Annotated in this window: 23 protein-coding genes and 1 pseudogene; 9 read left to right on the top strand and 15 right to left on the bottom strand. The window is 59.0% G+C overall.

The genetic code is table 11. The features are described 5' to 3' along the window. Positions 1-34 precede the first annotated feature (34 nt). The 6 genes from frr to CRO62_RS24420 all read right to left on the bottom strand — a co-directional run bounded on the left by frr (position 35) and on the right by CRO62_RS24420 (position 4,571). Positions 35-592, bottom strand: a complete 558-nt coding sequence (gene frr / locus CRO62_RS24440; protein WP_003512840.1) for a ribosome recycling factor — start codon at positions 590-592, stop codon at positions 35-37. A gap of 66 nt (positions 593-658) precedes the next feature. Continuing rightward, the gene (gene pyrH, locus CRO62_RS24435; RefSeq protein WP_003502561.1) at positions 659-1,381 is read right to left on the bottom strand and encodes a UMP kinase; all 723 of its coding nucleotides are present in this window, start codon (positions 1,379-1,381) and stop codon (positions 659-661) included. Positions 1,382-1,478: 97 nt separating this feature from the next. Further along, complete coding sequence (gene tsf / locus CRO62_RS24430) at positions 1,479-2,405, bottom strand: translation elongation factor Ts (RefSeq protein ID WP_097102420.1); 927 nt, start codon at positions 2,403-2,405, stop codon at positions 1,479-1,481. A gap of 362 nt (positions 2,406-2,767) precedes the next feature. Next, positions 2,768-3,535, bottom strand: a complete 768-nt coding sequence (rpsB, locus tag CRO62_RS24425; RefSeq protein ID WP_003512836.1) for a 30S ribosomal protein S2 — start codon at positions 3,533-3,535, stop codon at positions 2,768-2,770. Between the two features lie 6 nt (positions 3,536-3,541). Continuing rightward, a complete protein-coding gene (locus tag CRO62_RS27725) occupies positions 3,542-3,667 on the bottom strand; it encodes a hypothetical protein (protein WP_003512833.1) in 126 nt (41 codons plus the stop codon). Positions 3,668-3,728: 61 nt separating this feature from the next. Continuing rightward, the gene (locus tag CRO62_RS24420; protein ID WP_097102418.1) at positions 3,729-4,571 is read right to left on the bottom strand and encodes a cell envelope integrity EipB family protein; all 843 of its coding nucleotides are present in this window, start codon (positions 4,569-4,571) and stop codon (positions 3,729-3,731) included. A 116-nt stretch (positions 4,572-4,687) separates the two neighbouring features. Here CRO62_RS24420 and CRO62_RS24415 point away from each other — a divergent pair, with 116 nt between their 5' ends. The 4 genes from CRO62_RS24415 (at position 4,688) to CRO62_RS24400 (ending at position 7,649) form a co-directional block, all read left to right on the top strand. Beyond that, positions 4,688-5,158: a RidA family protein gene (locus tag CRO62_RS24415; protein ID WP_003512829.1), complete on the top strand. Its 471-nt coding sequence runs from the start codon at positions 4,688-4,690 to the stop codon at positions 5,156-5,158. Continuing rightward, complete coding sequence (locus CRO62_RS24410; protein ID WP_003512827.1) at positions 5,155-5,895, top strand: glycerophosphodiester phosphodiesterase; 741 nt, start codon at positions 5,155-5,157, stop codon at positions 5,893-5,895. The genes CRO62_RS24415 and CRO62_RS24410 overlap by 4 nt, the downstream gene beginning before the upstream one ends. Continuing rightward, on the top strand, positions 5,892-7,091 hold the full coding sequence (locus CRO62_RS24405) for a GNAT family N-acetyltransferase (protein ID WP_097102416.1): 1,200 nt from the start codon (positions 5,892-5,894) through the stop codon (positions 7,089-7,091). The genes CRO62_RS24410 and CRO62_RS24405 overlap by 4 nt, the downstream gene beginning before the upstream one ends. A 126-nt stretch (positions 7,092-7,217) precedes the next feature. After that, positions 7,218-7,649 (top strand): HIT family protein, encoded by a 432-nt coding sequence (locus CRO62_RS24400; RefSeq protein ID WP_097102414.1) that lies wholly within the window; start codon positions 7,218-7,220, stop codon positions 7,647-7,649. A gap of 176 nt (positions 7,650-7,825) precedes the next feature. On the opposite strand, the gene CRO62_RS24395 is transcribed toward CRO62_RS24400, so the two are convergent. Beyond that, positions 7,826-8,677 (bottom strand): urea carboxylase-associated family protein, encoded by an 852-nt coding sequence (locus CRO62_RS24395; RefSeq protein WP_097102411.1) that lies wholly within the window; start codon positions 8,675-8,677, stop codon positions 7,826-7,828. 110 nt (positions 8,678-8,787) lie between these two features. Here CRO62_RS24395 and CRO62_RS24390 point away from each other — a divergent pair, with 110 nt between their 5' ends. After that, positions 8,788-9,678: a LysR family transcriptional regulator gene (locus CRO62_RS24390; protein WP_097102409.1), complete on the top strand. Its 891-nt coding sequence runs from the start codon at positions 8,788-8,790 to the stop codon at positions 9,676-9,678. A 24-nt stretch (positions 9,679-9,702) separates the two neighbouring features. Here CRO62_RS24390 and CRO62_RS27720 read toward each other — a convergent pair. The 7 genes and pseudogenes from CRO62_RS27720 to CRO62_RS24350 all read right to left on the bottom strand — a co-directional run. Next, positions 9,703-10,003 (bottom strand): annotated as a pseudogene (locus CRO62_RS27720) (hypothetical protein); the annotation flags it as partial. Positions 10,004-10,089: 86 nt separating this feature from the next. Then, entirely contained in the window at positions 10,090-10,434 is a 345-nt protein-coding gene (locus CRO62_RS24380) for an AzlD domain-containing protein (RefSeq protein WP_179784616.1), read from the bottom strand. Then, positions 10,431-11,189: an AzlC family ABC transporter permease gene (locus tag CRO62_RS24375; protein ID WP_097102408.1), complete on the bottom strand. Its 759-nt coding sequence runs from the start codon at positions 11,187-11,189 to the stop codon at positions 10,431-10,433. The genes CRO62_RS24380 and CRO62_RS24375 overlap by 4 nt, the downstream gene beginning before the upstream one ends. A gap of 160 nt (positions 11,190-11,349) precedes the next feature. Continuing rightward, a complete protein-coding gene (clpA, locus tag CRO62_RS24370) occupies positions 11,350-13,866 on the bottom strand; it encodes an ATP-dependent Clp protease ATP-binding subunit ClpA (RefSeq protein WP_065657957.1) in 2,517 nt (838 codons plus the stop codon). Positions 13,867-13,876: 10 nt separating this feature from the next. Beyond that, positions 13,877-14,230 (bottom strand): ATP-dependent Clp protease adapter ClpS, encoded by a 354-nt coding sequence (gene clpS, locus CRO62_RS24365; protein WP_003512812.1) that lies wholly within the window; start codon positions 14,228-14,230, stop codon positions 13,877-13,879. A 296-nt stretch (positions 14,231-14,526) separates the two neighbouring features. Continuing rightward, positions 14,527-17,115, bottom strand: coding sequence for a cell cycle histidine kinase CckA (gene cckA, locus CRO62_RS24355; protein WP_097102405.1), 2,589 nt, complete (start codon positions 17,113-17,115; stop codon positions 14,527-14,529). Positions 17,116-17,280: 165 nt separating this feature from the next. Then, positions 17,281-17,568: a hypothetical protein gene (locus CRO62_RS24350; RefSeq protein WP_097102403.1), complete on the bottom strand. Its 288-nt coding sequence runs from the start codon at positions 17,566-17,568 to the stop codon at positions 17,281-17,283. Positions 17,569-17,801: 233 nt separating this feature from the next. Between CRO62_RS24350 and CRO62_RS24345 the strand changes: the two genes are divergently transcribed. After that, entirely contained in the window at positions 17,802-19,040 is a 1,239-nt protein-coding gene (locus CRO62_RS24345) for a flagellar biosynthetic protein FliO (protein WP_179784615.1), read from the top strand. 128 nt (positions 19,041-19,168) lie between these two features. Here the strand turns inward: CRO62_RS24345 and dksA are convergent, their stop codons facing one another. Further along, a complete protein-coding gene (gene dksA / locus CRO62_RS24340) occupies positions 19,169-19,588 on the bottom strand; it encodes an RNA polymerase-binding protein DksA (RefSeq protein ID WP_003512796.1) in 420 nt (139 codons plus the stop codon). A 301-nt stretch (positions 19,589-19,889) separates the two neighbouring features. On the opposite strand from dksA, the gene CRO62_RS24335 reads away from it, so the two are divergent. The 3 genes from CRO62_RS24335 to CRO62_RS24325 all read left to right on the top strand — a co-directional run bounded on the left by CRO62_RS24335 (position 19,890) and on the right by CRO62_RS24325 (position 23,052). Next, positions 19,890-20,366, top strand: a complete 477-nt coding sequence (locus CRO62_RS24335; protein ID WP_236742471.1) for a SixA phosphatase family protein — start codon at positions 19,890-19,892, stop codon at positions 20,364-20,366. Between the two features lie 131 nt (positions 20,367-20,497). Continuing rightward, complete coding sequence (locus tag CRO62_RS24330) at positions 20,498-21,976, top strand: YcjX family protein (RefSeq protein WP_097102401.1); 1,479 nt, start codon at positions 20,498-20,500, stop codon at positions 21,974-21,976. Further along, on the top strand, positions 21,973-23,052 hold the full coding sequence (locus CRO62_RS24325) for a YcjF family protein (RefSeq protein WP_097102399.1): 1,080 nt from the start codon (positions 21,973-21,975) through the stop codon (positions 23,050-23,052). Before CRO62_RS24330 ends, CRO62_RS24325 begins: the two co-directional genes overlap by 4 nt. The last annotated feature ends 18 nt before the right edge of the window (positions 23,053-23,070 follow it).

The raw sequence follows: 23,070 nt of genomic DNA, 5'->3' as shown, positions 1-23,070 counted from the left end.
AAACGAATAAAATACAGGTCTATCGCAAGCGATACTAGACCTGCATGATTTCCTTTTCCTTCTCGCCAAGCAAGCGCTCAATTTCCGAAATCGTGTCGTCGGTGATTTTCTGCACTTTTTCCGACTGTCCACGGCTTTCGTCCTGACCGATATCACCGTCTTTTTCGGCTTTTTTCAGACCATCCATGCCATCGCGACGCACGTGACGAATCGCCACCTTGGACTTCTCGGCGTAGTCATGGGCAACCTTGACGAGCGATTTGCGGCGCTCTTCGTTGAGTTCTGGCAGCGGGATACGCAGGTTCTGACCATCAACGATCGGGTTGAGGCCGAGATTGGATTCGCGGATGGCACGGTCAACGGCGTTCACCATCGACTTGTCCCAAATGTTGACGCCGAGCATGCGCGGCTCCGGAACCGTGATGTTTGCGACCTGGTTTAGCGGAACGCGCGAGCCATAGGCCTCGATGGTCACCGGATCGAGAATGTTGGCCGAAGCGCGGCCGGTGCGCAGCGATGCGATATCGCTTTTGAATGCATTGATGGCACCATCCATGCGGCGCTTGATATCGTTGAGGTCAATACCACTCATCTTGATACTCCATCTCTATCGGCCGTGGCGGCCGGAATACGCCACAGGGGCGACATCGTTTTTTGATTATTTGTCGTGCACGATGGTCTTGCGGCCGCCGCCGGTCAATATCTGCGCGAAACCGCCCTTCTCGTGGATCGAGAAAACAATGATCGGGATGTGATTCTCGCGGGCAAGCGCGACAGCTGCGATATCCATGACCGCCAGTCCCTTGCCGAGCACTTCGCTGTGGGTCAGCTCGTCGAAACGGGTGGCTGTCGGGTCCTTTTTCGGATCGGCGGAATAGATGCCGTCCACCTGGGTGCCCTTGAAGATCGCTTCCGCGCCCATTTCCGCGGCGCGCAGCGCTGCGGCGGAATCGGTGGTGAAGAAAGGATTGCCCGTGCCGCCGGCAAAAATCACCACGCGGCCCTGCGCCAGATGGTGGAGCGCTGCACGCTGCGAGAAGCTCTCACAGATTTCCGGCATCGCGATTGCGGACAGAACGACGGTGTCGATGCTGAGCTTGCGCAGGGAGGTTGCGAGCGCCAGCGCGTTGATGACGGTGGCTAGCATGCCCATGTGGTCGCCGGTAACGCGATCACCGCCCTTGGACGCCACGGCAACGCCGCGGAAAATATTGCCGCCGCCGACGACAACGCCGACTTCAACGCCCATCGCCCTCGCCTCGGCAATATCGGAGGCGATACGGTCTGCAACCGCCACATCGATACCGAAACCCTGATCGCCCATAAGGGCTTCACCGGAAGCCTTGAGAAGAACACGTTTGTAGATCGGCTTGGAAGACATCATGACTCCTCGGAAATGTAACCGAAACGCGGATACACGAAGGGCACCGCGTTGTCACGCGATGCCCTCCCGTTTTCCCAAGATTGGGTAAATATAATCAGCCCTTGGCGACTGCAGCGACTTCTGCTGCGAAATCGCTTTCTTCCTTTTCGACGCCTTCGCCGAGCAGCAGGCGAACCATGCCCGTCACTTCGATGGCAGCACCGGCTTCCTTTTCAGCTTCCTTGACGGCAGCGCCGACAGTGATGTCGGGGTTGATGACGAAAGCCTGCGACAGAAGAGCGACTTCTTCGAAGAACTTGCGCATGCGGCCATCAACCATCTTTTCGATGATTGCTTCCGGCTTGCCGGATTCGCGGGCCTGCTCGATGAAGACGTTGCGTTCGCGCTCGGCCACGGCTGCGTCAACTTCCTCGGCGCGGATGGCGAGCGGGTTGGTTGCAGCGATGTGCATGGCGACCTGGCGGCCGATGGAGCTCAGAACGGCCTTGTCGCCGACCGACTTCAGGGCAACGAGAACGCCGAGCTTGCCGATGCCTTCGCCGGCAGCATTGTGGATGTAGGTCGCGACAACGCCGTGCTCGATTTCGAGTGCTGCCGAACGGCGCAGCGTCATGTTCTCGCCGATGGTGGCGATCGCGTCCTTGATGCTGTCGGAAACGGACTTGCCGGTTGCCGGATAGGTGGCGGCGCTGACAGCTTCAACGGTGCCGTCGGTGGAGAGCGCTACCTGGGCAATGCCGCGAATGAGATCCTGAAACGCGTCGTTGCGGGCAACGAAGTCGGTTTCGGAGTTGAGTTCGACAACAACAGCCTTGTGACCCATGGTGGCGACGCCGATCAGACCTTCGGCAGCCGTACGGCCAGACTTCTTGTCGGCCTTTGCGATGCCCTTGGCGCGCAGCCAGTCGATCGCCGCTTCCATGTCGCCATTGGTTTCAGCAAGAGCCTTCTTGCAGTCCATCATGCCTGCGCCGGATTTCTCGCGCAGTTCCTTCACCATTGCGGCTGTGATTTCGGTCATTGTTTGCCTCTTATCGGTTCGATCGGTCAGCCGGCTGAATTCGCCGTGCCGAAGTTCTGGGTGATGAGTGTACCCGGCCGCACACCCTTTGAAACCGGGACGATTTCAGGAAAGGGGCATGCGCATTCCCAAGTGCTGCGGCGTCTCCATACATCGAAACGATGGGTGCCGCTCAAGTGTGACAGCGTTATGAAGGCTGCCACCGGATTTCATCCGCATCAAAACGCCAGAGACTTCACCGAAGCCCCGACGGAGCGGTTTGAAACGAACAAGGCCGTCAACCCATTTAAGGTCTTTGACGGCCTTGTCATATCCTGGTCGAGGAGACGGCGACACGAAATCGCCGCCAGACAGGGCCTATATCAGGCGCCAGCCTCGTCTTCGAGCGCGGGCTCGATCGGAGCTTCTTCCGAAGCGCCGATGTCGCGGCCGGACGAACCCTGCTGACGCAGGATGCCGTCGATGGCGGCGCGGGCGATCAGGTCGCAATAGAGCGAGATGGCGCGCGATGCGTCGTCGTTACCCGGGATCGGGTAGTCGATGTGATCCGGATCGCAGTTTGAGTCGATGATCGCAACGACCGGAATGCCAAGACGCTTGGCTTCTTCGATCGCGATCTTTTCCTTGTTGGTGTCGATGATGAACATCAGGTCCGGAACGCCGCCCATATCGCGGATACCGCCGAGAGCCTTTTCAAGCTTTTCGCGTTCGCGCTCGAGGGTCAGACGCTCTTTCTTGGAATAGCCGGTGCCTTCCGAGTTCAGGATCTCGTCAACCTTGCGCAGACGCTGGATCGAGTTGGAGATCGTCTTCCAGTTGGTCATCATGCCGCCGAGCCAGCGGGAGTTGACGTAATACTGGGCCGAACGCTTTGCGCTGTCGGCGATGATTTCAGACGCCTGACGCTTGGTGCCGACGAACAGAACGCGGCCGCCACGAGCAACGGTGTCGGACACGACCTGAAGGGCGCGCGACAGCATCGGAACGGTCTGAGCCAGGTCGATGATGTGGATGTTGTTACGGTCGCCGAAGATGTACGGCTTCATCTTCGGGTTCCAGCGATGCGTCTGGTGACCAAAGTGAACACCAGCTTCCAGAAGCTGACGCATAGAAAAATCGGGCAATGCCATGCCTAGTTACTCCTTTTCCGGTTTAACCCCCGCGAAGCGAACAGCGCCGATTTTCATCGACACCACCGGGCGGAACGGACCGGATTTCTCCCGGAACATCCCAAGCTTCGCGTGTGGAATGGTGAGGCGCATACAGTCGCCTCAGATAAAAAGCAAGCATTTCTGCGAAAAAACCACGCAAAGGGTCCACCTTTTAGCGAACCGGCTTGTTTTCGCAGGTTTCCGGCTTGAGGATATCAAGCTTCGCGAGCTTGCCGGTCAGAACGAAATCGCCGTAATCCATCGTCAGATCGCGGGTGATTCCGTTATCGTAAAGCTTGAACGACATGCGGTAGATCGGCAGGGCGTCGGTGCCGGTCTTGTCGTTGTAATAAGCGATCGTCACCGGCCAGAACGCGGCTTTGCCGAATTCGCCCGCCTTGCCGGCCTCGGCATCGCCGTCCTTCGGCATCTGCGCCTTGCCGACCAGCGTGGAAGTGATCAGGCTTTCATCGCCGTCATCCGAGCCGTCGAAAATACGGGATTCGAAGATGCGCTTTCCCTGCTTGGCGTTTTCAATGACCTGAAACATGTGCTCGGTCGGAAATTCGCTGGCGACGAGATCGATCTGACGGGGGTCCGGGCGGGTCAGATCAACCTTCACACCCTCTTTGTCGTCGATTGCAGCACCCTGCACTTCCTTGTCCAGCTTGTCGTCGGTGTAGGACTTGGTCTCGAAGGTGAACTTCCTCGCCGCCAGGTCCTCGAAGGTCGTCGTCTGCTGGTCGGTCATGCGGACCGCGTCACCGGTGTTGATCTGTGTCACGAAACGGAAATCCGTCTTGTAACCCTGACAGGCAGAGCCGGTGAATTCATAGACCATACGGCCCGTCATGCCCTCGATACCGGAACGATCCGTCGCGTCCTTGAGTTCGAGATCGTAGACGGCGCGATGGGCGATGAGGTCCGGAACCGTGACGGGCAAGGCGTTGGCACCGTTCGACAGGCCGGTCATAAGCCCTGTGGCGGCAACGAAACCAAGCGTCCTGACAAACATGCAATATCTCCTGTTGGACTCGCTGCTCATATTGTACAAGCAACCGCCCGGCTTTTGGATCAACATCTTCTGAATGCCGGATTCTTGAAGGATTTACAACAAAACCGGAGACGAAAATGTCTGATGTCATCGAAGGCCGCCTCAAGGAACTGGGCTTTACTCTTCCCGTAGCGGCAGCACCTGCCGCAAACTACGTTCCGTTCACCATCAGCGGCAATCTTCTTTATGTATCGGGTCAACTGCCGATGGAATCAGGCAAGATTGCGGTGACGGGCCTCGTTGGCCGCGATGTTGACGTTGCAACCGCCCAGCGCGCCGCCGAATTGTGCGCCGTCAACATTCTCGCACAGGTCAAGGCTGCCTTGAACGGCGACCTCTCGAAAATCCGTCGTATCCTCAAGCTGAACGGCTTCGTTGCCTCGGTTCCGGAGTTCGTTGAACAGCACCTCGTCATTAACGGCGCCTCCAATCTGCTCGCCAACGTTCTGGGTGATGCCGGCAAGCATGCCCGCGCCGCCGTCGGCATGGCCTGCCTGCCCTTCAATGCCGCCGTCGAGATCGACGCGATCGTGGAAATCGACGTATGACCCTTAAACTTTCCTGGCTTACCGCCCAGCCCGTCGCCCATCGCGGTTATCACGACCTGAACAAGGTGGTCTGGGAAAACACGCTATCCGCATTTTCGCGCGCCATCGACGCTGGTTTTGCCATCGAATGCGACGTGCAACTGGCCGCTGATAGCGTGCCGGTGATTTTTCACGACGACGACATGGCCCGGCTGACGGGTATCAAGGGCGACGTGCGCGAACATACCGCCAGTGAATTGTCTCTGCTTTCGGTCGGTCAGACCAAGGACCGCATCCCGACGCTGAAACAGCTTCTGGCGCTATGCGCCGGCAAGGTGCCGCTGGTGATCGAGCTGAAAGGACGTCAGGGCGAAGGCGTCGATGACGGGTTTGCCGAAGCGGTGCTGGAAGATCTCGAGGGCTACAAGGGCCAGGTGGCGCTGATGAGCTTCGACCATCACCTCCTCAGAGACCTGAAGGCTGCAGGCTCGCCCTGGCCGCTCGGCCTTACCGCCGAAGGCGCCAAGCCGGAAGACTTCTTCAAACACGACGAGGCGATGCAGATCGGTGTTGATTTCATCTCCTATCATTGGGGTCATTTACCCAACAGTTTCATCGAGGCGCAAAGAAAACTTGGGCTTCCCGTGATTACCTGGACTGTCAGGGATGAAAATGCGCGCGAGACTACCTATAAATATGCGGACCAGATGACATTCGAAGGTTTCGACCCGAGAGAGAACCCCTCCGCCACGGCATGACAGAAGACTATTCCATACGCGTTGCGCAATCCCTGAGGGATATCGATCCGGACAGCTGGAAACGGCTTTCCGGAACATCACGCAATGTGTCAGGAAAACCGTACAATCCTTTCATTTCCCACGCATTTCTATCCTCGATGGAAGATTCCGGATCGGCCACTGCCAAGACCGGCTGGCTTGGGCACCATCTGCTTCTCGAAAACGCATCGGGCGAACTCGTCGGAGCCGTTCCGGCCTATCTGAAGAACCACAGCAAGGGCGAATATGTCTTCGACCATGGCTGGGCGGACGCCTTTGAGCGAGCCGGCGGCCATTATTATCCGAAGCTGCAATGTTCGGTGCCGTTTACGCCGGCGAGCGGGCCTCGGCTGCTGGTGTCCGAAACCGAAGACGAGACGCGCTTAAAACCGCTTCTGGCATCCGGCCTTGTCCAGGTGACGGAAAAGATCGGCGTTTCTTCCGCGCATGTCACGTTTCTGGAAGACGCCGACCTATCCGCGCTTCTGCCCCGGGACTTCCTGCACAGGACCGATCAGCAGTTCCACTTCATCAATGACGGCTATCGCGACCACGACGATTTTCTCGACGCCCTTTCATCGCGCAAGCGCAAGGGGCTGAAAAAGGAACGCCGGGCAGCGCTGGAAAACGGCATCGAGATCGACTGGTTGACCGGAAGCGACCTGACCGAGGAGATCTGGGACCAGTTCTTCGCCTTCTACATGGATACCGGCAGCCGCAAATGGGGACGGCCCTATCTGACGCGGGAATTCTATTCGCTGATCGGCGAGCGCATGCCTGACGACGTTCTGCTGGTCATGGCCAGACGCGAGGGACGCTATATCGCCGGTGCAATCAATTTCATTGGCTCGGATGCGCTTTACGGCCGGCACTGGGGCTGTATCGAGGATCATCCCTTCCTGCATTTCGAGGTCTGTTACCATCAGGCGATCGATTTCGCGCTGTCGAAGGGTTTGAAGCGGGTGGAGGCGGGTGCGCAGGGCGAGCACAAGCTGGCGCGCGGTTACATGCCGGTCACCACCCATTCGGCGCATTTCATCGTCCATCCCGGTCTGCGCCGCGCGATTGCCGATTATCTTCAGCGCGAGCGTGAAGAGGTCGAACATATTGGCGACTATCTGGAAGACCACACGCCCTTCCGCAAGGGTGAGCGACAGGAACACGAGCCGGATTCATAAAGCTGTCGCGATCTTTTAGATTCGCTCCCTACGCTTTATGCCTTTGTTTAGGGGCATGTCGTTATCGCAAAACCGCTACACGCTTTTACGCGACATGCATTAGTCCGTTACGAGGAGAGATCACCGATGACCGCCAGCGCCTATGATGACAACAATATCTTCGCGAAAATCCTGCGCGGCGAAATTCCCAGCCACAAGCTCTATGAAGACGAGCATACGCTGGCTTTCATGGATGTGATGCCGCAGGCACCTGGCCATCTTCTGGTCGTTCCGAAGACCGGCTCCCGCAATCTGCTCGATGCCGACCCGCAAGTGCTGGCAAAGACCATTGCCGTGGTGCAGAAACTGGCAGTCGCGGCAAAGGAAGCCTTCGACGCTGATGGCGTCTTTGTCGCCCAGTTCAACGAACCGGCGGCTGGCCAGACCGTGTTCCACCTGCATTTCCACGTCATTCCGCGCAAGGAAGGCGAGCCGCTAAAGCCGCATTCCGGCGCTATGGCAGATGGCGAAGTGCTGAAGGCCCATGCGGAAAAGATAAAGGCGGCACTTGCCCCGTGATGTTTGCCAAGACGCCCACGCGTTTGGCAGAATGGCGGCATCCGCACACCGTCACCCCGGAGCTTATCCGGGGTGCGGCGCGATCCAGTCCTTGATCGCGCAATACTCCTCTCGGCGCAGACGCGCCGTGGCTGGTTGCCGGATCTAGTCCGGCATGACGACCGTGGTACTTGTCATCATTCCACGGGACGATAGGCATTCCTCTCCGGCCAGGGCCAGCCTTCAAGCACCGCCATATCCGGCCGGAATATCTCCACCTTCAGGGGATAGCACGGGACTGCATCGCTGGAATGGCTGGCGCCACAATCGCCGCCGGGGCAAGCGGAGAGTGCGCCGATGAGATCAATTTCCGCGAAGAGTTCCAGATAGTCGCCCGGCCGCACCGGGCTTGCCTTCATGAAATACTGATGCGTATCGCGGGTGAAACCCGTGCACATGAAGACGTTCAGAACATCGTGTACATGCGGTTCCGCCTCGCCGAATGATAGGCCTTTGGCTACGGCGAGCGCATTGGTGAGGTTCGAATGGCAGCAATGGTGATAGTCGCCGCCGCTCAACAGCTTGTTGGTATAGGGATCGCACCGGGTGCCGATCACATCATGCACGCCACCGCCATCTTCATCCCAGCCATACCATGACAAAGTATCATGGGTGATGGTCGCCATCGGCCGCAGGGACGGCAGATTGCTCCACAGCCGGTTGCCTACGGAAACATGGGTCGCATGCAGGGCGCGGGTTTTGCCGCTGAAAAAGCGCTCCGTCAGATCGTGGGCATTCCAGAGGTTCAAATCCCCCACCTGTGGGCCTTCGGTGCTGACGATGCGGAAAAAGTGTCCCTTCGGAACATTGAAAGTGCCGCCCTCGCGCGGTGGCACGATGACTTCGTCTGTCTTCACCATGGCTTTTTTAGCCTGTTCAAGACGCGCAAGGTCCGGTGTCTGAAGTGTGCCGTTCGGATAAACGACGACGGGACGGACGGCGCGGCGCGCGGCGGCATCAATGGGTTCGGCGGCGGACACGGGGGGCATGAAATCCTCGGATGGATGAAAATGTGACGCGAAATTGCGGCATGAATGGCGTGATGACAAGACGGGTTTTTCTTGCGCTCAGACCAAGTCTGACTTAGCCTCGCAGCATCATGAAACTGCCACCGCTCGCCACCCTCCGCGCGTTTGAAGCTGCGGCCAGAAGGACAAGTTTTTCCCTGGCCGCGCAGGAACTCGGCATGACGGCGACGGCCGTAAGCCAGCATGTGCGCAATCTAGAAACGTGGCTCGGCGCGCCGCTTTTCGAGCGCCATGCGAGAGGCGTGAGACTGACGCCGGCGGGTCAGGAATTCGGAATCACTGTTTCGGGTGGTTTGCTGCAGATCGCCTCCGGTGCCGCCCGGATCCGCCAGGGTCGCGACCGCATCACCGTTCGTCTGGCCAGCCTGCCTTCGGTGGTGGCGCATTTTCTGACACCCCGCCTGCCCCGTTTCCGCGCGCTTTATCCCGACATACAGGTGTCAATCAGCTATTCCGGCAGGAATGACGCCACGCAGCCAGATCTCAGCATCATCCACGGCGCCCGCCCCACACAAAAAGCTGTAGCCCTTTTCAGCGCGGAAACACGCCCGACATGCGCGCCCGCTTACGCCACGAAGTCCGGTCCCTTCGACGATGTCTCAAACCTGCTGCGGGCTGAATTGTTGCATGACGCCACCGAGACGGCATGGCGGGACTGGCTGGCGACTGCTGGCCTATTCCTGTTCCAGGGCACCGGACCAATCTTTGCGGACTTCAATCTGCTCGTGACCGCTCTCAAGGCGGGACACGGCATCGGCCTTTGCCCGACAGCGCTCCTTCGCGACGAAATCGCCGACGGTCAATTGACCGTGCTTTTCGACCGGGCGGCCGATGCGGACAAATATTACTGGTTGATTGAAGCAGAAGAGATGACCGCGTCAGCCCGACTCCTGTCGGCCTGGCTTGTTGCTGAGGCGCGCGAGAGCGAAAACCGGGGCGATTACTCCGCCGCGACAACTTGAGTCGAAGCGCGAGCCTTCTCTCCTAATAACGATCACCAGAAGCTGCGGCAGCGACGTCGCATAGATGACGAAGAGAATCTTTTCCGATCCATGGGTATGTTGCAGCCCATATGACGATGCCAGTCCAGCTATAACCGAAGGCCGCGCCCACGCGGAAAAGCAAGTGATCGATTGCCTGGAAAGAGACGGGAAGAAACGTGTAGCTAAAGACGGACGCGACAAGCGTAAACAGGATGAACAGTCCACCAGAAATCAGAGCGGCGGCTATGCGCAGATCTCGTCCGCTTTTGCGATAGAACTGACCGAGGATAAAAATCCCCGCACCGCGAGTCCGAGTCTCATTGAATTTCCTCCCCGATTCAAGTCAGCGCTAAAGTAGGTGTCGCGCTTAATATTCGGATAAGACGAGTACTAAAAACCAAGCACAAACAACCCGGCTGCCAAAAGTGCGATGGGCACGGCTACGCCGACGATGACGCGTTGGCCGGCCGCCAGGAATGCGATGAAACCGAGTGCCGCAGCTCCGATGCGCAACCATAGCGGCGATGCCTCCAGCGTTCCGGTTGGAAAGACGATCAGCTTGGCGGTGACGGCCATGACGAGCGCGGTGGCGACCGCCCTCACCCAGTAGAGCGCCTCGGAATCCTCCTTCAGCCGGTTGCCGGCGAGCACGCCGAGCCAGCGCCAGAGATCGGTCGCCAGCCAGCCGGCAATGGCGATGAAGAGATAGGGCGCCCACCACTGTTCGGTCATCATGGTTCGCTCTCCGGTGAGACGGGAATGATCTTTCGGCGGAAGACGAAACGGTCGATCAGATAAGCCACCGTGCCGCCACCGATCCCGGCATAGAGAATGTCGAATTCCGGCGCGATTACCGCAAAGACCGGCCCCGCGATCACACCGATGATGAAGGCGACCTTGACGACGGAATGGCGGGCGGTCGCCCAGATCGACGCTATGAAATAGACAGGCGTCAGAAAAAACAGCACGCCTGCGACAAGGGGTGGAAAAGCCGCGACGACGCCGTAACAAAGGCCGACAATGATAGCGTTGACGATGGTGAGGGTAATGCCGAAACCGGCAAACCACGCAGCCCGAGCTTCGCGCGGTATCTTGGAAAGATTTTGCGTGGCGAAGACCCAGGCGGTGATCGCCACGAAGTGGGAGAGGAACAACAAAATCCATGTCGGCGTTTTTGCGCCACGCATCTCCGGAACGATGGAGGCGACCATGGGCATCATTCGCACCGATGACAGCGTCACCGCCAGAAAACACGCGGCAAGATTGGCGCCGCCGACCATCGAGCCGATCAGGATCATCTTGGCCGGCAAAGCCCAGATAACCAGCGTCATGAACACCGCTTCCCCACGTTGGACGCCCGATTCCAGCGCGAAGGCGCTGAAACCGACGAAGGATGTCATGAGAATAAGCGAGGGCAGCGAGAATATGCCCCGCATTCCCCTGAAAAACCAGCCGCGCAGGGGGATGGTATCGCTGTCTGCTGATTGCATTGCTTGGTCCACTAATGCATGTCGTCCGAAGTGCGCAGCGGTTTCGGAATGACGAGAAAAACAAAGCGCGTTTCACGAATCCGGTAAAAATGCGACGCGCTTCAGGCATGAAAATGCCGGGCTTTCGCCCGGCACCAATTTGTAGGTCGAAAGACCGTTATCATTTCTTCTTCGGCACCTTCGGCACCGTATTCGCCTTGCGGCGCGGCTTGCTCTCCTCGTCGGGCTTGCTCGCCTCGGCAACCAGAACATCCGCTTCCTCATTGGCAATCGCTGCCTTCGAGGCGGGCTTCGCCTTGGTCTTAGACGCCTTGCCCGGAGACTTGGCAGCATTGAGCTCTGCTTCCGGCTTCGGCTTTACCGGCGCTGTTTCCGGCAGAACCTCGAGCTTGAGGCCGTCGGAACCATCATCCTTCTTGCCGACTGTGACGCTGACGACACCGCCCTTCTTGAGCTTGCCGAAGAGGATTTCGTTGGCGAGCGGCTTCTTGATGTGTTCCTGGATCACGCGCGACAGCGGGCGAGCGCCCATCTTTTCGTCGTAACCCTTTTCCGCCAGCCAGGAGATCGCGTCTTCGTGCAGGTCGAAAGTGACATTCCGCTCGGAGAGCTGGGTCTCGAGCTGCATGACGAACTTCTGTACCACCTTGTGGATAACGGCGGTCGGCAGCGGCGAGAACGGAATGATCGCATCCAGACGGTTGCGGAACTCCGGCGTGAACAGGCGGTTGATCGCCTCTTCATCTTCACCCGTGCGTCGCGAAGAACCGAAACCGATGGCGGATTTTGCCATTTCGGAAGCGCCCGCATTGGTCGTCATGATGAGGATGACGTTGCGGAAGTCGATCTTCTTGCCGTTATGGTCGGTCAGCGAGCCATGGTCCATCACCTGCAACAGGATGTTGTAGATGTCCGGATGGGCCTTCTCGATCTCGTCCAGCAACACCACGGAATGCGGATGCTGATCGACGCCATCGGTCAAGAGACCGCCCTGGTCGAAGCCGACATAACCGGGAGGTGCACCGAGCAGACGCGAGACGGTATGGCGCTCCATATATTCCGACATGTCGAACCGCAGCATCTCGACACCGAGCGAGGCGGCGAGCTGCTTGGCCACTTCGGTCTTGCCCACGCCGGTCGGGCCGGAGAAGACATATGAGCCAATCGGTTTGTTCGGTTCGCGCAAACCGGCGCGTGCCAGCTTGATGGCGGTGGCCAGCGCCTCGATGGCGATGTCCTGACCATAAACGACTGAGCGCAGTTCCTTTTCGAGGTTGGCGAGAACCATCTCGTCATCCTTGGAAACGGTCTTCGGAGGAATGCGGGCCATCGTCGCGATGGTTGCTTCGATTTCCCGTTCCGTGATCAGCTTGCGGCGCTTGGATGCCGGCAGCAACATCTGCGCCGCACCGGTCTCGTCGATTACGTCGATCGCCTTGTCCGGCAGCTTGCGGTCGGAAATGTAGCGGGCCGACAATTCGACGGCAGCCTTTATCGCTTCGTTGGAGTATCTGAGGTGATGATAATCCTCGAAGTAGGGCTTCAGGCCCTTCATGATCGCGATAGCATCATCGATCGACGGCTCGTTGACGTCGATCTTCTGGAAGCGACGCACCAGCGCGCGGTCCTTCTCGAAGAACTGGCGATATTCCTTGTAGGTGGTCGAACCGATGCAGCGGATCGCGCCTGACGACAGCGCCGGCTTCAACAGGTTCGATGCATCCATCGCGCCGCCGGAGGTCGCACCCGCACCGATGACTGTGTGGATTTCGTCGATGAACAGGACTGCGCCGGGATATTCCTCGAGTTCCTTGACGACCTGCTTCAGGCGTTCCTCGAAATCACCACGATAGCGGGTTCCGGCCAGAAGCGTGCCCATGTCGAGCGAGAAGATCGTGTCATTGGCCAGCGCTTCAGGCACCTTGCCTTCAACGATACGCTTGGCCAAACCTTCGGCGATCGCCGTCTTGCCAACGCCCGGATCGCCCACATACAGCGGGTTGTTCTTGGAGCGGCGGCAGAGGATCTGGATGGTGCGGTTGACTTCCTCATGACGGCCGATCAACGGGTCGATCTTGCCGTTTTTGGCCTTTTCATTGAGGTTGACGCAATAGGCCTTCAGCGCATCCTGCTGTTTCTTGGCGGATGAGCCTTCTTCCTCGGGATTGCTGCGTGCAGCCTTGGGGTCGGCTTCCGGCTCGTCTGCACCACGCGGAGCGCGGGTCTGCGACGTGCCCGGACGCTTGCCGATGCCGTGGGAGATATAATTGACCGCATCGTAACGGGTCATTTCCTGCTCCTGCAGGAAATAGGCTGCATGGCTTTCGCGTTCGGCGAAAATGGCCACAAGCACGTTCGCTCCGGTCACTTCCTCGCGGCCGGACGACTGAACATGAATGACAGCCCGCTGGATAACCCGCTGGAAGCCGGATGTGGGCTTGGAATCCTCGTCATAACCGGTCACGAGGTTGGTCAGTTCGTTGTCGACGTAATCGCTGACGGTCTTGCGCAGCGCATCGAGATCGACATTGCAGGCGCCCATCACGGCAGCGGCATCCGCGTCGTCGATCAGCGCCAGAAGGAGATGTTCCAGCGTCGCATATTCGTGGTGACGCTCATTTGCAAAGGTCAGTGCCTGGTGCAGCGCCTTCTCGAGACTTGGGGAAAAAGTTGGCACGTTGCGATCCTCATTTCTTTTCCATGACGCATTGCAGCGGATGCTGGTGCTGTCGGGCGAAATCCATGACCTGGCTTACTTTCGTCTCTGCGACCTCATATGTAAACACCCCACATTCTCCTACGCCGTGCTGGTGCACGTGCAGCATGATGCGGGTCGCCGCTTCGCGATCCTTCTGGAAAAAACGCTCCAGAATATGAATGACGAACTCCATTGGAGTGTAATCGTCATTCAGTAAAAGAACACGGTACAAATTCGGTCTTTTCGTCTTTGGCTTGACGCGGGTGATAACGGACGTTCCGCGGTTCGTACCGCCGTCTTCCCCGTCGCCCTCGCCCTGCATGTAGATCGGCTCAGCGATCATCTTTCATCATTCTCCAAACCGTTCTCAAACCGGCAGTCATTACCAGGAGGGAGAACTTCGCCTCTTCATATCTAGGTCGTTAAGATCGGATTTTAAGCCCCCTGTGAAACGGTGCAATCACTATTGCGTTTGCGAAGAGGCAAACCTCGGGAAAAACAGGGGTCTCGCGATAACACATCGGGAAAGCGCGGTGCTATCCGCCTTTCCCGACGTCGTTTTCAGCCTTGACGCCAAGCGCCGGCAAGGGAATCGCGAGCAGCAGCGGACCTAATCTCCAGCACCCGCGCCATCCACCGTCATTCCTTGTTGTCGAGCATTTCGCGAACGGCGATCGCCAGCTGTTTCAGCGAAAAGGGTTTTGGCAGGAAGCCGAACTTGGCATCCGCCGGAAGGTTTTTCGCAAACGCGTCCTCGGCATAACCAGAAACGAAGATGAATTTCAGGTCGGGATAGGATTTGCGCAATTCCCTCAGGAGTGAAGGACCGTCCATCTCCGGCATCACGACGTCGGACACGACGATATCGACCTTGCCTTCCAGCTCTTCCATCACCTCCAGCGCCTCGACGCCGGAACCCGCCTCATGAACGGTGTAACCACGGGTTTCCAGCATGCGCTTGCCGCCGCGCCGCACCGCCTCCTCGTCCTCCACCAGAAGCACGACGGCGGAGTTGCCGGTCAGATCCAGCGGCTCTTCCTTCACCGGTTCGGGCAGAGCCACAGGGGCGAGTGCAGCTTCACCGGGCTGCTGGCCCGGAACGTGCACCACTTCCACCACGTGGCGCGGCAAATAGATGCGGAACGCAGTGCCTTTGCCCACTTCCGATTCGGGATAGATGTAACCGCCGGACTGCTTGACGATGCCATAGACCATCGACAGGCCGAGACCGGTGCCCTTGCCGACATCCTTGGTGGTGAAGAACGGCTCGAAGATCTTGTCCATGATCTCCGGCGGAATGCCGGTTCCGTTATCGGCGACCTCCACCATGACCATGTCTTCCGCCGGGACTTCCGGCCGACCGAGCGCTGCGGCTTCATCCGCATCCACATTGCGGGTGCGGATGGTGATCTTGCCGCCATCGGGCATGGCATCGCGCGCGTTGACGCAAAGATTGATCAGCACCTGCTCGAATTGCGACAGGTCGGTCTTCACCGGCCAGAGATCGCGGCCGTAGTCCACTTCCAACTTGACGTTGGTGCCGGAAATCAACCGGTCCACCAGCATGCGAAGGTCGCCGATCACGTCGGTCAGATTGAGGATTGCCGGGCGCATCGTCTGTTTGCGCGAGAAAGCGAGAAGCTGTCGCACCAGAACCGCCGCGCGGTTGGCGTTGCGCTTGATCTCCATCAGGTCGGCGAAGCTCGGGTCTGCGGGCCGGGCCTGCAACAGCAGATGGTCTGATGACAACAGGATCGCAGTCAGCACATTGTTGAAATCGTGGGCGATGCCGCCTGCCAGCGTGCCGACGGCGTTCATCTTCTGCGTCTGCGCCATCTGGGTTTCGAGCGCCTTCTGCTCCGTTACCTCTATCGCATAAACGATTGCCACCTCTTCGGGCGCCTCGTCGTCCTGATCGATGACGGCATTGACGTAGAAACGGAAATGGCGGCCCTCGTCGCTCGGATGGCGGGAATCGAACGGGGCGATATCGCCCTGCCGGTCCTTTGCCTCGGCCAGCGCCTGCTCAAGCCTGGGTTTCTCATTGTCGTGGATGATGGCTTCGAGGGCAACGCCGCGATCGATATCGTCACGCCCGACGACGCCGGAGAACAGCTTGAGGAATGGCGCGTTGATACGCAGAATGCGGCCTTCGCCGTCGAGCGAGGCAATCGCCATCGGCGTGTTGTTGAAGAAACGCGTGAAGCGCATGGCGGACGAGGATTCCGTATCCTCCTGCCCTTTCGGACGCATCAGAACGATCGTCCGGCTTTCGCCGGGCGCGCCGTCCTTCGAGGTAACCTGATGCACGAGGCGGGCCGGCATGCTCTGGCCGTTGACCCGGCGCATGTCGAGATCGAGAATTTCGGTGCGCTTGGCGGAACCCTGCGGATGGACGGATTCGATCAGCGCCATACCCTCGCCGGCGACGATGTCGGAAACCGTCATCGAACCAGGCGAAAATTGCGCGAGATCGATGCCGAGCCATTCGGAAAGGGTTGCGTTAAGATAAACGATCTCACCCTTGCGGCCGGCGGAAAAGAAACCGGCCGGCGCGTGATCGAGATAATCGATGGCGTTCTGCAATTCGCGGAAGAAGCGTTCCTGATCTTCCCGCTCAGGCGTGATGTCGGCGATCTGGAAGACGTGCAGCGCCTCTCCGCCCGCATCCTTCAGCAGCCGACCTTTCAGCCGGTACCAGTGCGGCCCGCCGGAAGTGGCCTCCCCGAGCGGTTTTAGCAGACGGAACTCCTCGTAACCGTCGCGGCCTTCCCGCAAAACATTGATGAGGCGATAGAGCGCCTCGGTCGATTCCCGGCTGCGCGAGAGCAGCGTCTCCAGGCTCTGGATATCGCTCGCCTTCGTGGTGCCGCTCATCCGGCAATAGGTGGCGTTGGCATAGACCATATGCCCCTTGGCATCGGTGATCAGTGTGCCGTCCGGGTGCGCCGACAGGAAACGGCGGGCCAGCCCGTCCGATTGCGACTGCGGCATGACCTCGATGAAACCGATGATCGACGACACCAGAAAAAAGATACCCATCATCGCCAGCACGCCGAGAATGCCGAGCACGATTTCGTTTTCCAGCGAATCCTTGAAATAGACGAAAGCAGCGGCGGCAGCGATGAGCACCAGCGCCAGCAGCAGAATCCGCAGAACCGTGCCGGAACGGGCACGCCTGTCCACCAGCGGAAGGTCGTTGTCGCTTGTCTCGCGCACCCGTGTCATCTTGGCCTCGCAGTCCTGCAGGTCGTCATTCGGTCAGCCCTATTTCCTCAACGGAATCGGGCAGCAGAATTTCTTGTAGCAACTCGCTTGACCGTCAAAAAGCTCCGCTGCACCACAAAGGCTTAAAATCGCACAGAGAAACGGCCCTAAAGACGCGCAAATGCCTCAGAAGCCTATTTTGCGGCTGCAGGTCAGCGCTTTAACCTGGCATTGAATGCGCGGCGCGGAGCAGACGATATTGCCATCCGCAACCGTGCAAACCGAGCATCCATCCGTGAAATCGATACAGGATGGATTGTCTCTTACGAACTCAATCATGTTCGCAGGATTGTCGGACGCCTTGTCATCCGCCGTCGCGGCCTGAGCGGAAAAAACAAATCCCGGCAATCCAAATAAAACAACAAAAATGAAAACTCTTACCGGAAACCCGTCAACGAGCAATTTCGCAAGCATTTACAATCGCTCCATCGAAGAGAGAATTGCAACCTTCATTGCTCCCCGGCATTGAAGGGAAAGATATGGCGCTTTGGTGGCGCCCGGTCGGCTGACGAGACGATCCTATGGAGCGATCCTAGGGGACGAAATGAATAAACCTTGTATCGCGCTTAAAAAAATCGTCTTTTCCTGCTTGACGTTCACATTATAAGAACCACGGCAATATTAATTGCACGAAAAAATCTGAAGGGATGATCTCCATGATGGAAGATTTTATCGGCACCTATGGAAACAATCTCATCGTCGCCGTTGTCGGTGTCGGTCTCGCTCTGCTTGTTCTGGCAATTGTTCTCTGGATCCTGCGCAGGCGCGGCGGCGCGGCCCCGTTTATCCGTGGCGGTCGCAACCGGCAGCCGCGCTTGCAGGTTCTCGATGCGACGGCGGTAGACGCCCGGCGCCGTCTGGTGCTGGTGCGCCGCGACAATGTCGAGCATCTTGTCATGATTGGCGGCCCAACCGATATCGTCATCGAGAGTGGTATCGGCGCGATCCCAATCGTCAGGGAAGTGCGCGAACCGCAGGAAGCTGAACTTAAGGCGCTGCCGCGTCAGGACAGCGAACCTAAAAGGGCTGAACCGCCTATCCCTCGTGAAAGCCGCCCTGCTTTGCCACAGCAGCCAATTGCAGCGGCATCTCCAGCCTCCTTGCCGGAAGAACCCGCAAAGCAGCCGCAGCGGCCGGAACCGCCCGCCCCGGCTGCTCGTGCACCCACGCCTGCACCGGCCGCATCGCTGCCACCACGTCCGTCTACGCCGCCGCAACCGGTATCCACGCCCATGACGGCACGCGAGCCCGTTGCGCCGACTAGACCAGCCGCCCCGGAAAGGGATGTTACCCGTCCTGCGCCACCACCGGCATCGGTCATTGCGGCACCGGCCGCCGCTGTTCTGCCTCTCGCCGCCGCATCACTCGACATGCCCGCTGAGCGACCGGAACAGCGACGCCCTGATCCCTTCGTGCCGGCTCCTCTACCCTCGGCGCCGCCCGCACCGCCTGTCCAGGCAACGGTTCCTGAAGAACGGCCGACGGTTGTTGCCCCGCCGGTTTTTGCCGCGCGCGAACCGGTCATCGACCAAACGAATGCCGCAGATTTTCTGGATGCCGCGCGCGAGCGCGTTCTACCCGGCCTGAAACCGGGGCAAGATGCGCCGCCTGCGCCCTTTGCGCCAAAGCCCGAAAATCCGCCCGTCGTCTCCGCTAATGCCGAGCCGAAATTTTCGGATGACCTTGCCAGCGATTTCGAAAGCTTTCTTGAGGCGGAGATCGCCAAGAGCAAGGATGCCGATAGCGAACAGGAAGTCGCCGCTGCTGCGGAAAAGCCAAAAACCGAACCCGTCTCGCCGCCTGTTACCGGTGCAACGCCGGATGGCGACATGCAGAAGGAAATGGCGCGTATTTTCGGCGAACTTTCCGTTACCCGCGACCGCTGACAGGTTCACATCTGTCGGCAGACAGACATTCAAAACAAAAAAAGGGCGCGGAAACAAATCCGTGCCCTTTGTTATTTTGGTTCTGTTCATTGGCCGGCTCGCCGAAGCGCCCGGAACAACGCTGCGCCTTATTCGTCGCGGTAGACTTTTTCACGACGCTCGTGACGTTCCTGCGCCTCGATGGACAGGGTCGCTATCGGTCGTGCGTCGAGGCGCTTGAGGCCAATAGGCTCACCCGTTTCTTCACAGTAACCGTAAGTGCCGTCATCAATCCGCTGAAGGGCAGAGTCGATCTTGGAGATCAACTTGCGCTGGCGGTCACGGGCGCGAAGTTCGATCGCCCGGTCAGTTTCCGAAGATGCCCGATCGGCTAGGTCGGGATGGTTGGCGCTTTCTTCGGCGAGATGTCCGAGGGTCTCGCGCGCTTCTCTCAGGATGTCGTTTCTCCAGGCCACCAGCTTCGCGCGGAAGTAGGCACGCTGGTTTGCATTCATGAACTCGTCGTCTTCCGAGAGCACATATTTGCTAAGATCGATCTTCTCACTCAACGCGATTCTCCTCGAAGAACATCTCAATGCGGCGGTGTATACTCCAATGATATAGGCTGATTCAAGTCTACAGATCAGTTTTCAGGCATTTTTAAAACTGACACAAAAATCATCTAAATGACTAATTTTTATCCTTTATTCGTATTCAAGCGATCTCTTCTTAAATCACTTAAACGCGACTTACCAACAGGAAAGAGGACTTGCGGTCCTGCAACCCTATCCTGTAGCATTCCTCCATTGCCTCCCATTCGAACGTCGGTCCCCGCCCTTGACAGCATCTTCTCCGAGCCGAGTGTATCTTTTGCGCCACGCCAAGGCCGCCTGGGCGGCACCGGGAGAACGCGATTTCGACCGGGGATTGAACGAGGCCGGTTTTGCCGAGGCGGAGATCATCGCCGACCTTGCCGCCGACCGGCGCTACCGCCCGGACGTGCTCTTGTCCTCCACGGCCACGCGCTGCCGGCAGACCACGCAGGCCTGGCAGCGGGCCTTCAACGAGGGCATCGACATCGTCTATATCGACGAAATGTACAATGCGCGCAGCGAAACCTATCTCTCCCTCATCGCCGCGCAAACGGACGCACAGTCCGTGATGCTGGTCGGGCACAACCCCACAATGGAGGCGACGCTGGAGGCGATGATCGGCGAGGACCTGCTGCATGCCGCCCTGCCCTCCGGTTTTCCGACATCGGGTCTTGCGGTTCTCGATCACGACGACAGTGCCGGGAACGGTAAAAATCGCTGGCGGCTGGTCGATTTTCTCTCGCCCGGCAAATAGCCGCAGCAGCGTGCGACCAAGGCGTTGCCGAAGCCGGACTCGTTGAAAATCCATTGGCGCGCTTCTTTTTTGGGCAACCGCGCCTTCCTATATTACAGCAGTGACCGTGAAAAATAGCTGGGAAACTGCCTTTGCCGCCTTCTCTTACGTCCCTGACAGACAGTGCGCTCATCGCATTCGACAATCTGGCCGATCGTGCGAGCACCCTTACACATCCGACATTGCGGCTTGGCGTCACCGGTCTTTCGCGGGCGGGCAAGACGGTTTTCATCTCCTCGCTCGTCCACAATCTTCTGAATGGCGGTCGTCTGCCGCTGTTTGAGGCCATGCGGTCCGGGCGCGTCTCGAATGTGCGTCTCGAGCCGCAACCGGACGATGCCATTCCCCGGTTTCAGTATGAGGACCATATTCAGGCTCTGGTACGTGACAGGCTCTGGCCGGATTCGACACGGGCAATCTCTGAACTGCGGATCACGCTCGACTACCAGAGTGCCAGCGGTTGGGGCCGTTGGTTTTCCGCAGGCAAGCTCTCCATCGATATCGTCGATTATCCCGGCGAATGGCTGCTCGACCTGCCGCTGCTTTCGCAGGACTACAAGAGCTTCAGCGACAGCACCGTCGCGCTGGCGCAAAATGGCATCCGCGCCGAACTCGCGCAGGAATGGTTGGCAATAGCCTCCTCGCTCGACATCAATGCGCCCGCCGACGAGATGACGGCGCGACGCCTCGCGGAAAGCTTCGCAGCCTATCTGAAGGCCTGCAAATCCGACGAGCGATCGCTCTCCACCTTGCCGCCAGGCCGTCTGCTGATGCCGGGGGATCTCGAAGGATCACCGGCGCTGACCTTTGCGCCCCTGCCGGGCCTGACAGACGACAAGGCACCAAAGGGCTCGCTGCGCGCCATGATGGAGCGGCGCTACGACGCCTACAAGGCAATCGTGGTGAAACCCTTCTTCCGCGAACATTTCGCCCGCCTCGACCGGCAGATCGTGCTGATCGATACACTGCAGGCGGTCAATCGCGGCCCGGAGGCGGTGCAGGATCTGGAGCGGGCGCTGGGCGATGTTCTCGCCTGTTTCCGCCCTGGCACCAACAGTCTTTTGTCATCGCTGCTGGGCCGACGCATCGACAAGGTGTTGATTGCCGCCACCAAGGCAGACCACCTGCATCATGAAAGCCACGACCGGCTGGAACGGCTGACCCGCCGTCTGGTGGACCGCGCCATCACCACCATCGGCATGAATGGCGCCGGCATTGAGGTCATGGCGCTGGCTTCCGTGCGCGCCACCAAAGAAGCAAGCGTACGCCAGGACGGTCACGAGCTTCCGGTCATCGTCGGCACGCCGATGGGGGGTGAAACCATCAACGGCGAGATATTTGACGGCAACCGCAAAACGGCGATCTTTCCCGGCGACCTGCCCGAAGACCCGGAGCCGCTTTTCCGCAGCATCGACAGGGATGGCGACAAGGCGACGTTGCCGGACGTCAATGTCGTGCGTTTCCGCCCGCCCAATATCGATGAACCGGGCAGCGGCGGCATCCGGCTTTCCGTTCCCCACATAAGGCTCGACCGCGCCATGCAGTTCCTGTTTGGAGACAAGCTCGCATGAAGGCTCCCACACCAAACGATCCGCAGGCACGCCGCCCGGCGGCTTTCACGCTCGAAACCGAAGAAACGGCACGGCCAACCGCCACGCAAAAACGCGCGCCGCGCAGCTTCGACACCGAGATTTCCCTGACGCCCGATGAGGATGATCCATTTTTAGCACCTGACGAGACGGATGCCGCCGCATTGCCGGTGGCCTTGCCGAAGAAAAGCCGCTTCTCCTTCGGCAAGCTTGCGCTTGGTGCACTCGGCGTGCTGTTCTCGCTCGCCTTCGGGCTCTGGGCGGACCAGCTTATCCGCAATCTCTTTTCCCGCTCCGATTGGCTGGGTTACACGGCGAGCATTGCCCTCCTTGTCGCGCTTTTTGCCGTCCTCGTTCTGGTCGGACGAGAAGTGTTCGGCATCATGCGGCTCAACGCCGTTCAATCGCTGAAAGCCGATGCGGAGACGGCCAGCCTCGACAAGAGCCCGAAACCCGCCCGCGCCATCGTCACCCGCCTCAATGCGGTTCTCTCCCACCGCGCCGAAACGGCCAAGGGGCGCGCCGCACTCAAGGACACCGAAAACGACGTGATCGACGGGCCGCATCTGATCGAGCTTGCCGAACGCGAATTGCTGGTGCCGCTCGACCGGCAGGCCCGAGCGCTGATCCTCAACTCCTCCAAACGCGTCTCCGTCGTTACCGCCGTCAGCCCACGCGCCGTGGTCGATCTCGCCTATGTGCTGTTCGAGGTGACAAGGCTGGTGCGCGCCATGGCGGAACTTTACGGCGGCCGGCCGGGCACGCTCGGCATGCTCAGGCTTTTGCGCGACGTCGTCGCCCATCTCGCGGTCACCGGTTCGATCGCCGTCGGTGATGGGCTTGCCCAGCAGGTTCTCGGTCACGGGCTTGCCTCAAAACTCTCCGCACGCCTGGGTGAAGGTGTCATCAACGGTCTGATGACGGCACGAATCGGTATTGCGGCGATGGATCTGTGCCGCCCGCTACCCTTCAAGGCGGTGAAGCGACCGGGCATAGGTGATTTCATGTCTGACCTCACGCCCGATCTTGGTGGCGGAAAAACCGGTCAGAAAGCCTGATCAGCCGGACTTGTACGC

The sequence above is a fragment of the Rhizobium sp. AN6A genome (genome assembly GCF_900215635.1).
Taxonomy (GTDB): domain Bacteria; phylum Pseudomonadota; class Alphaproteobacteria; order Rhizobiales; family Rhizobiaceae; genus Agrobacterium; species Agrobacterium tumefaciens.
The sequence above is the reverse complement of the archived record's forward strand: the minus strand, read 5'-3'. Positions and strand labels throughout refer to the sequence as shown.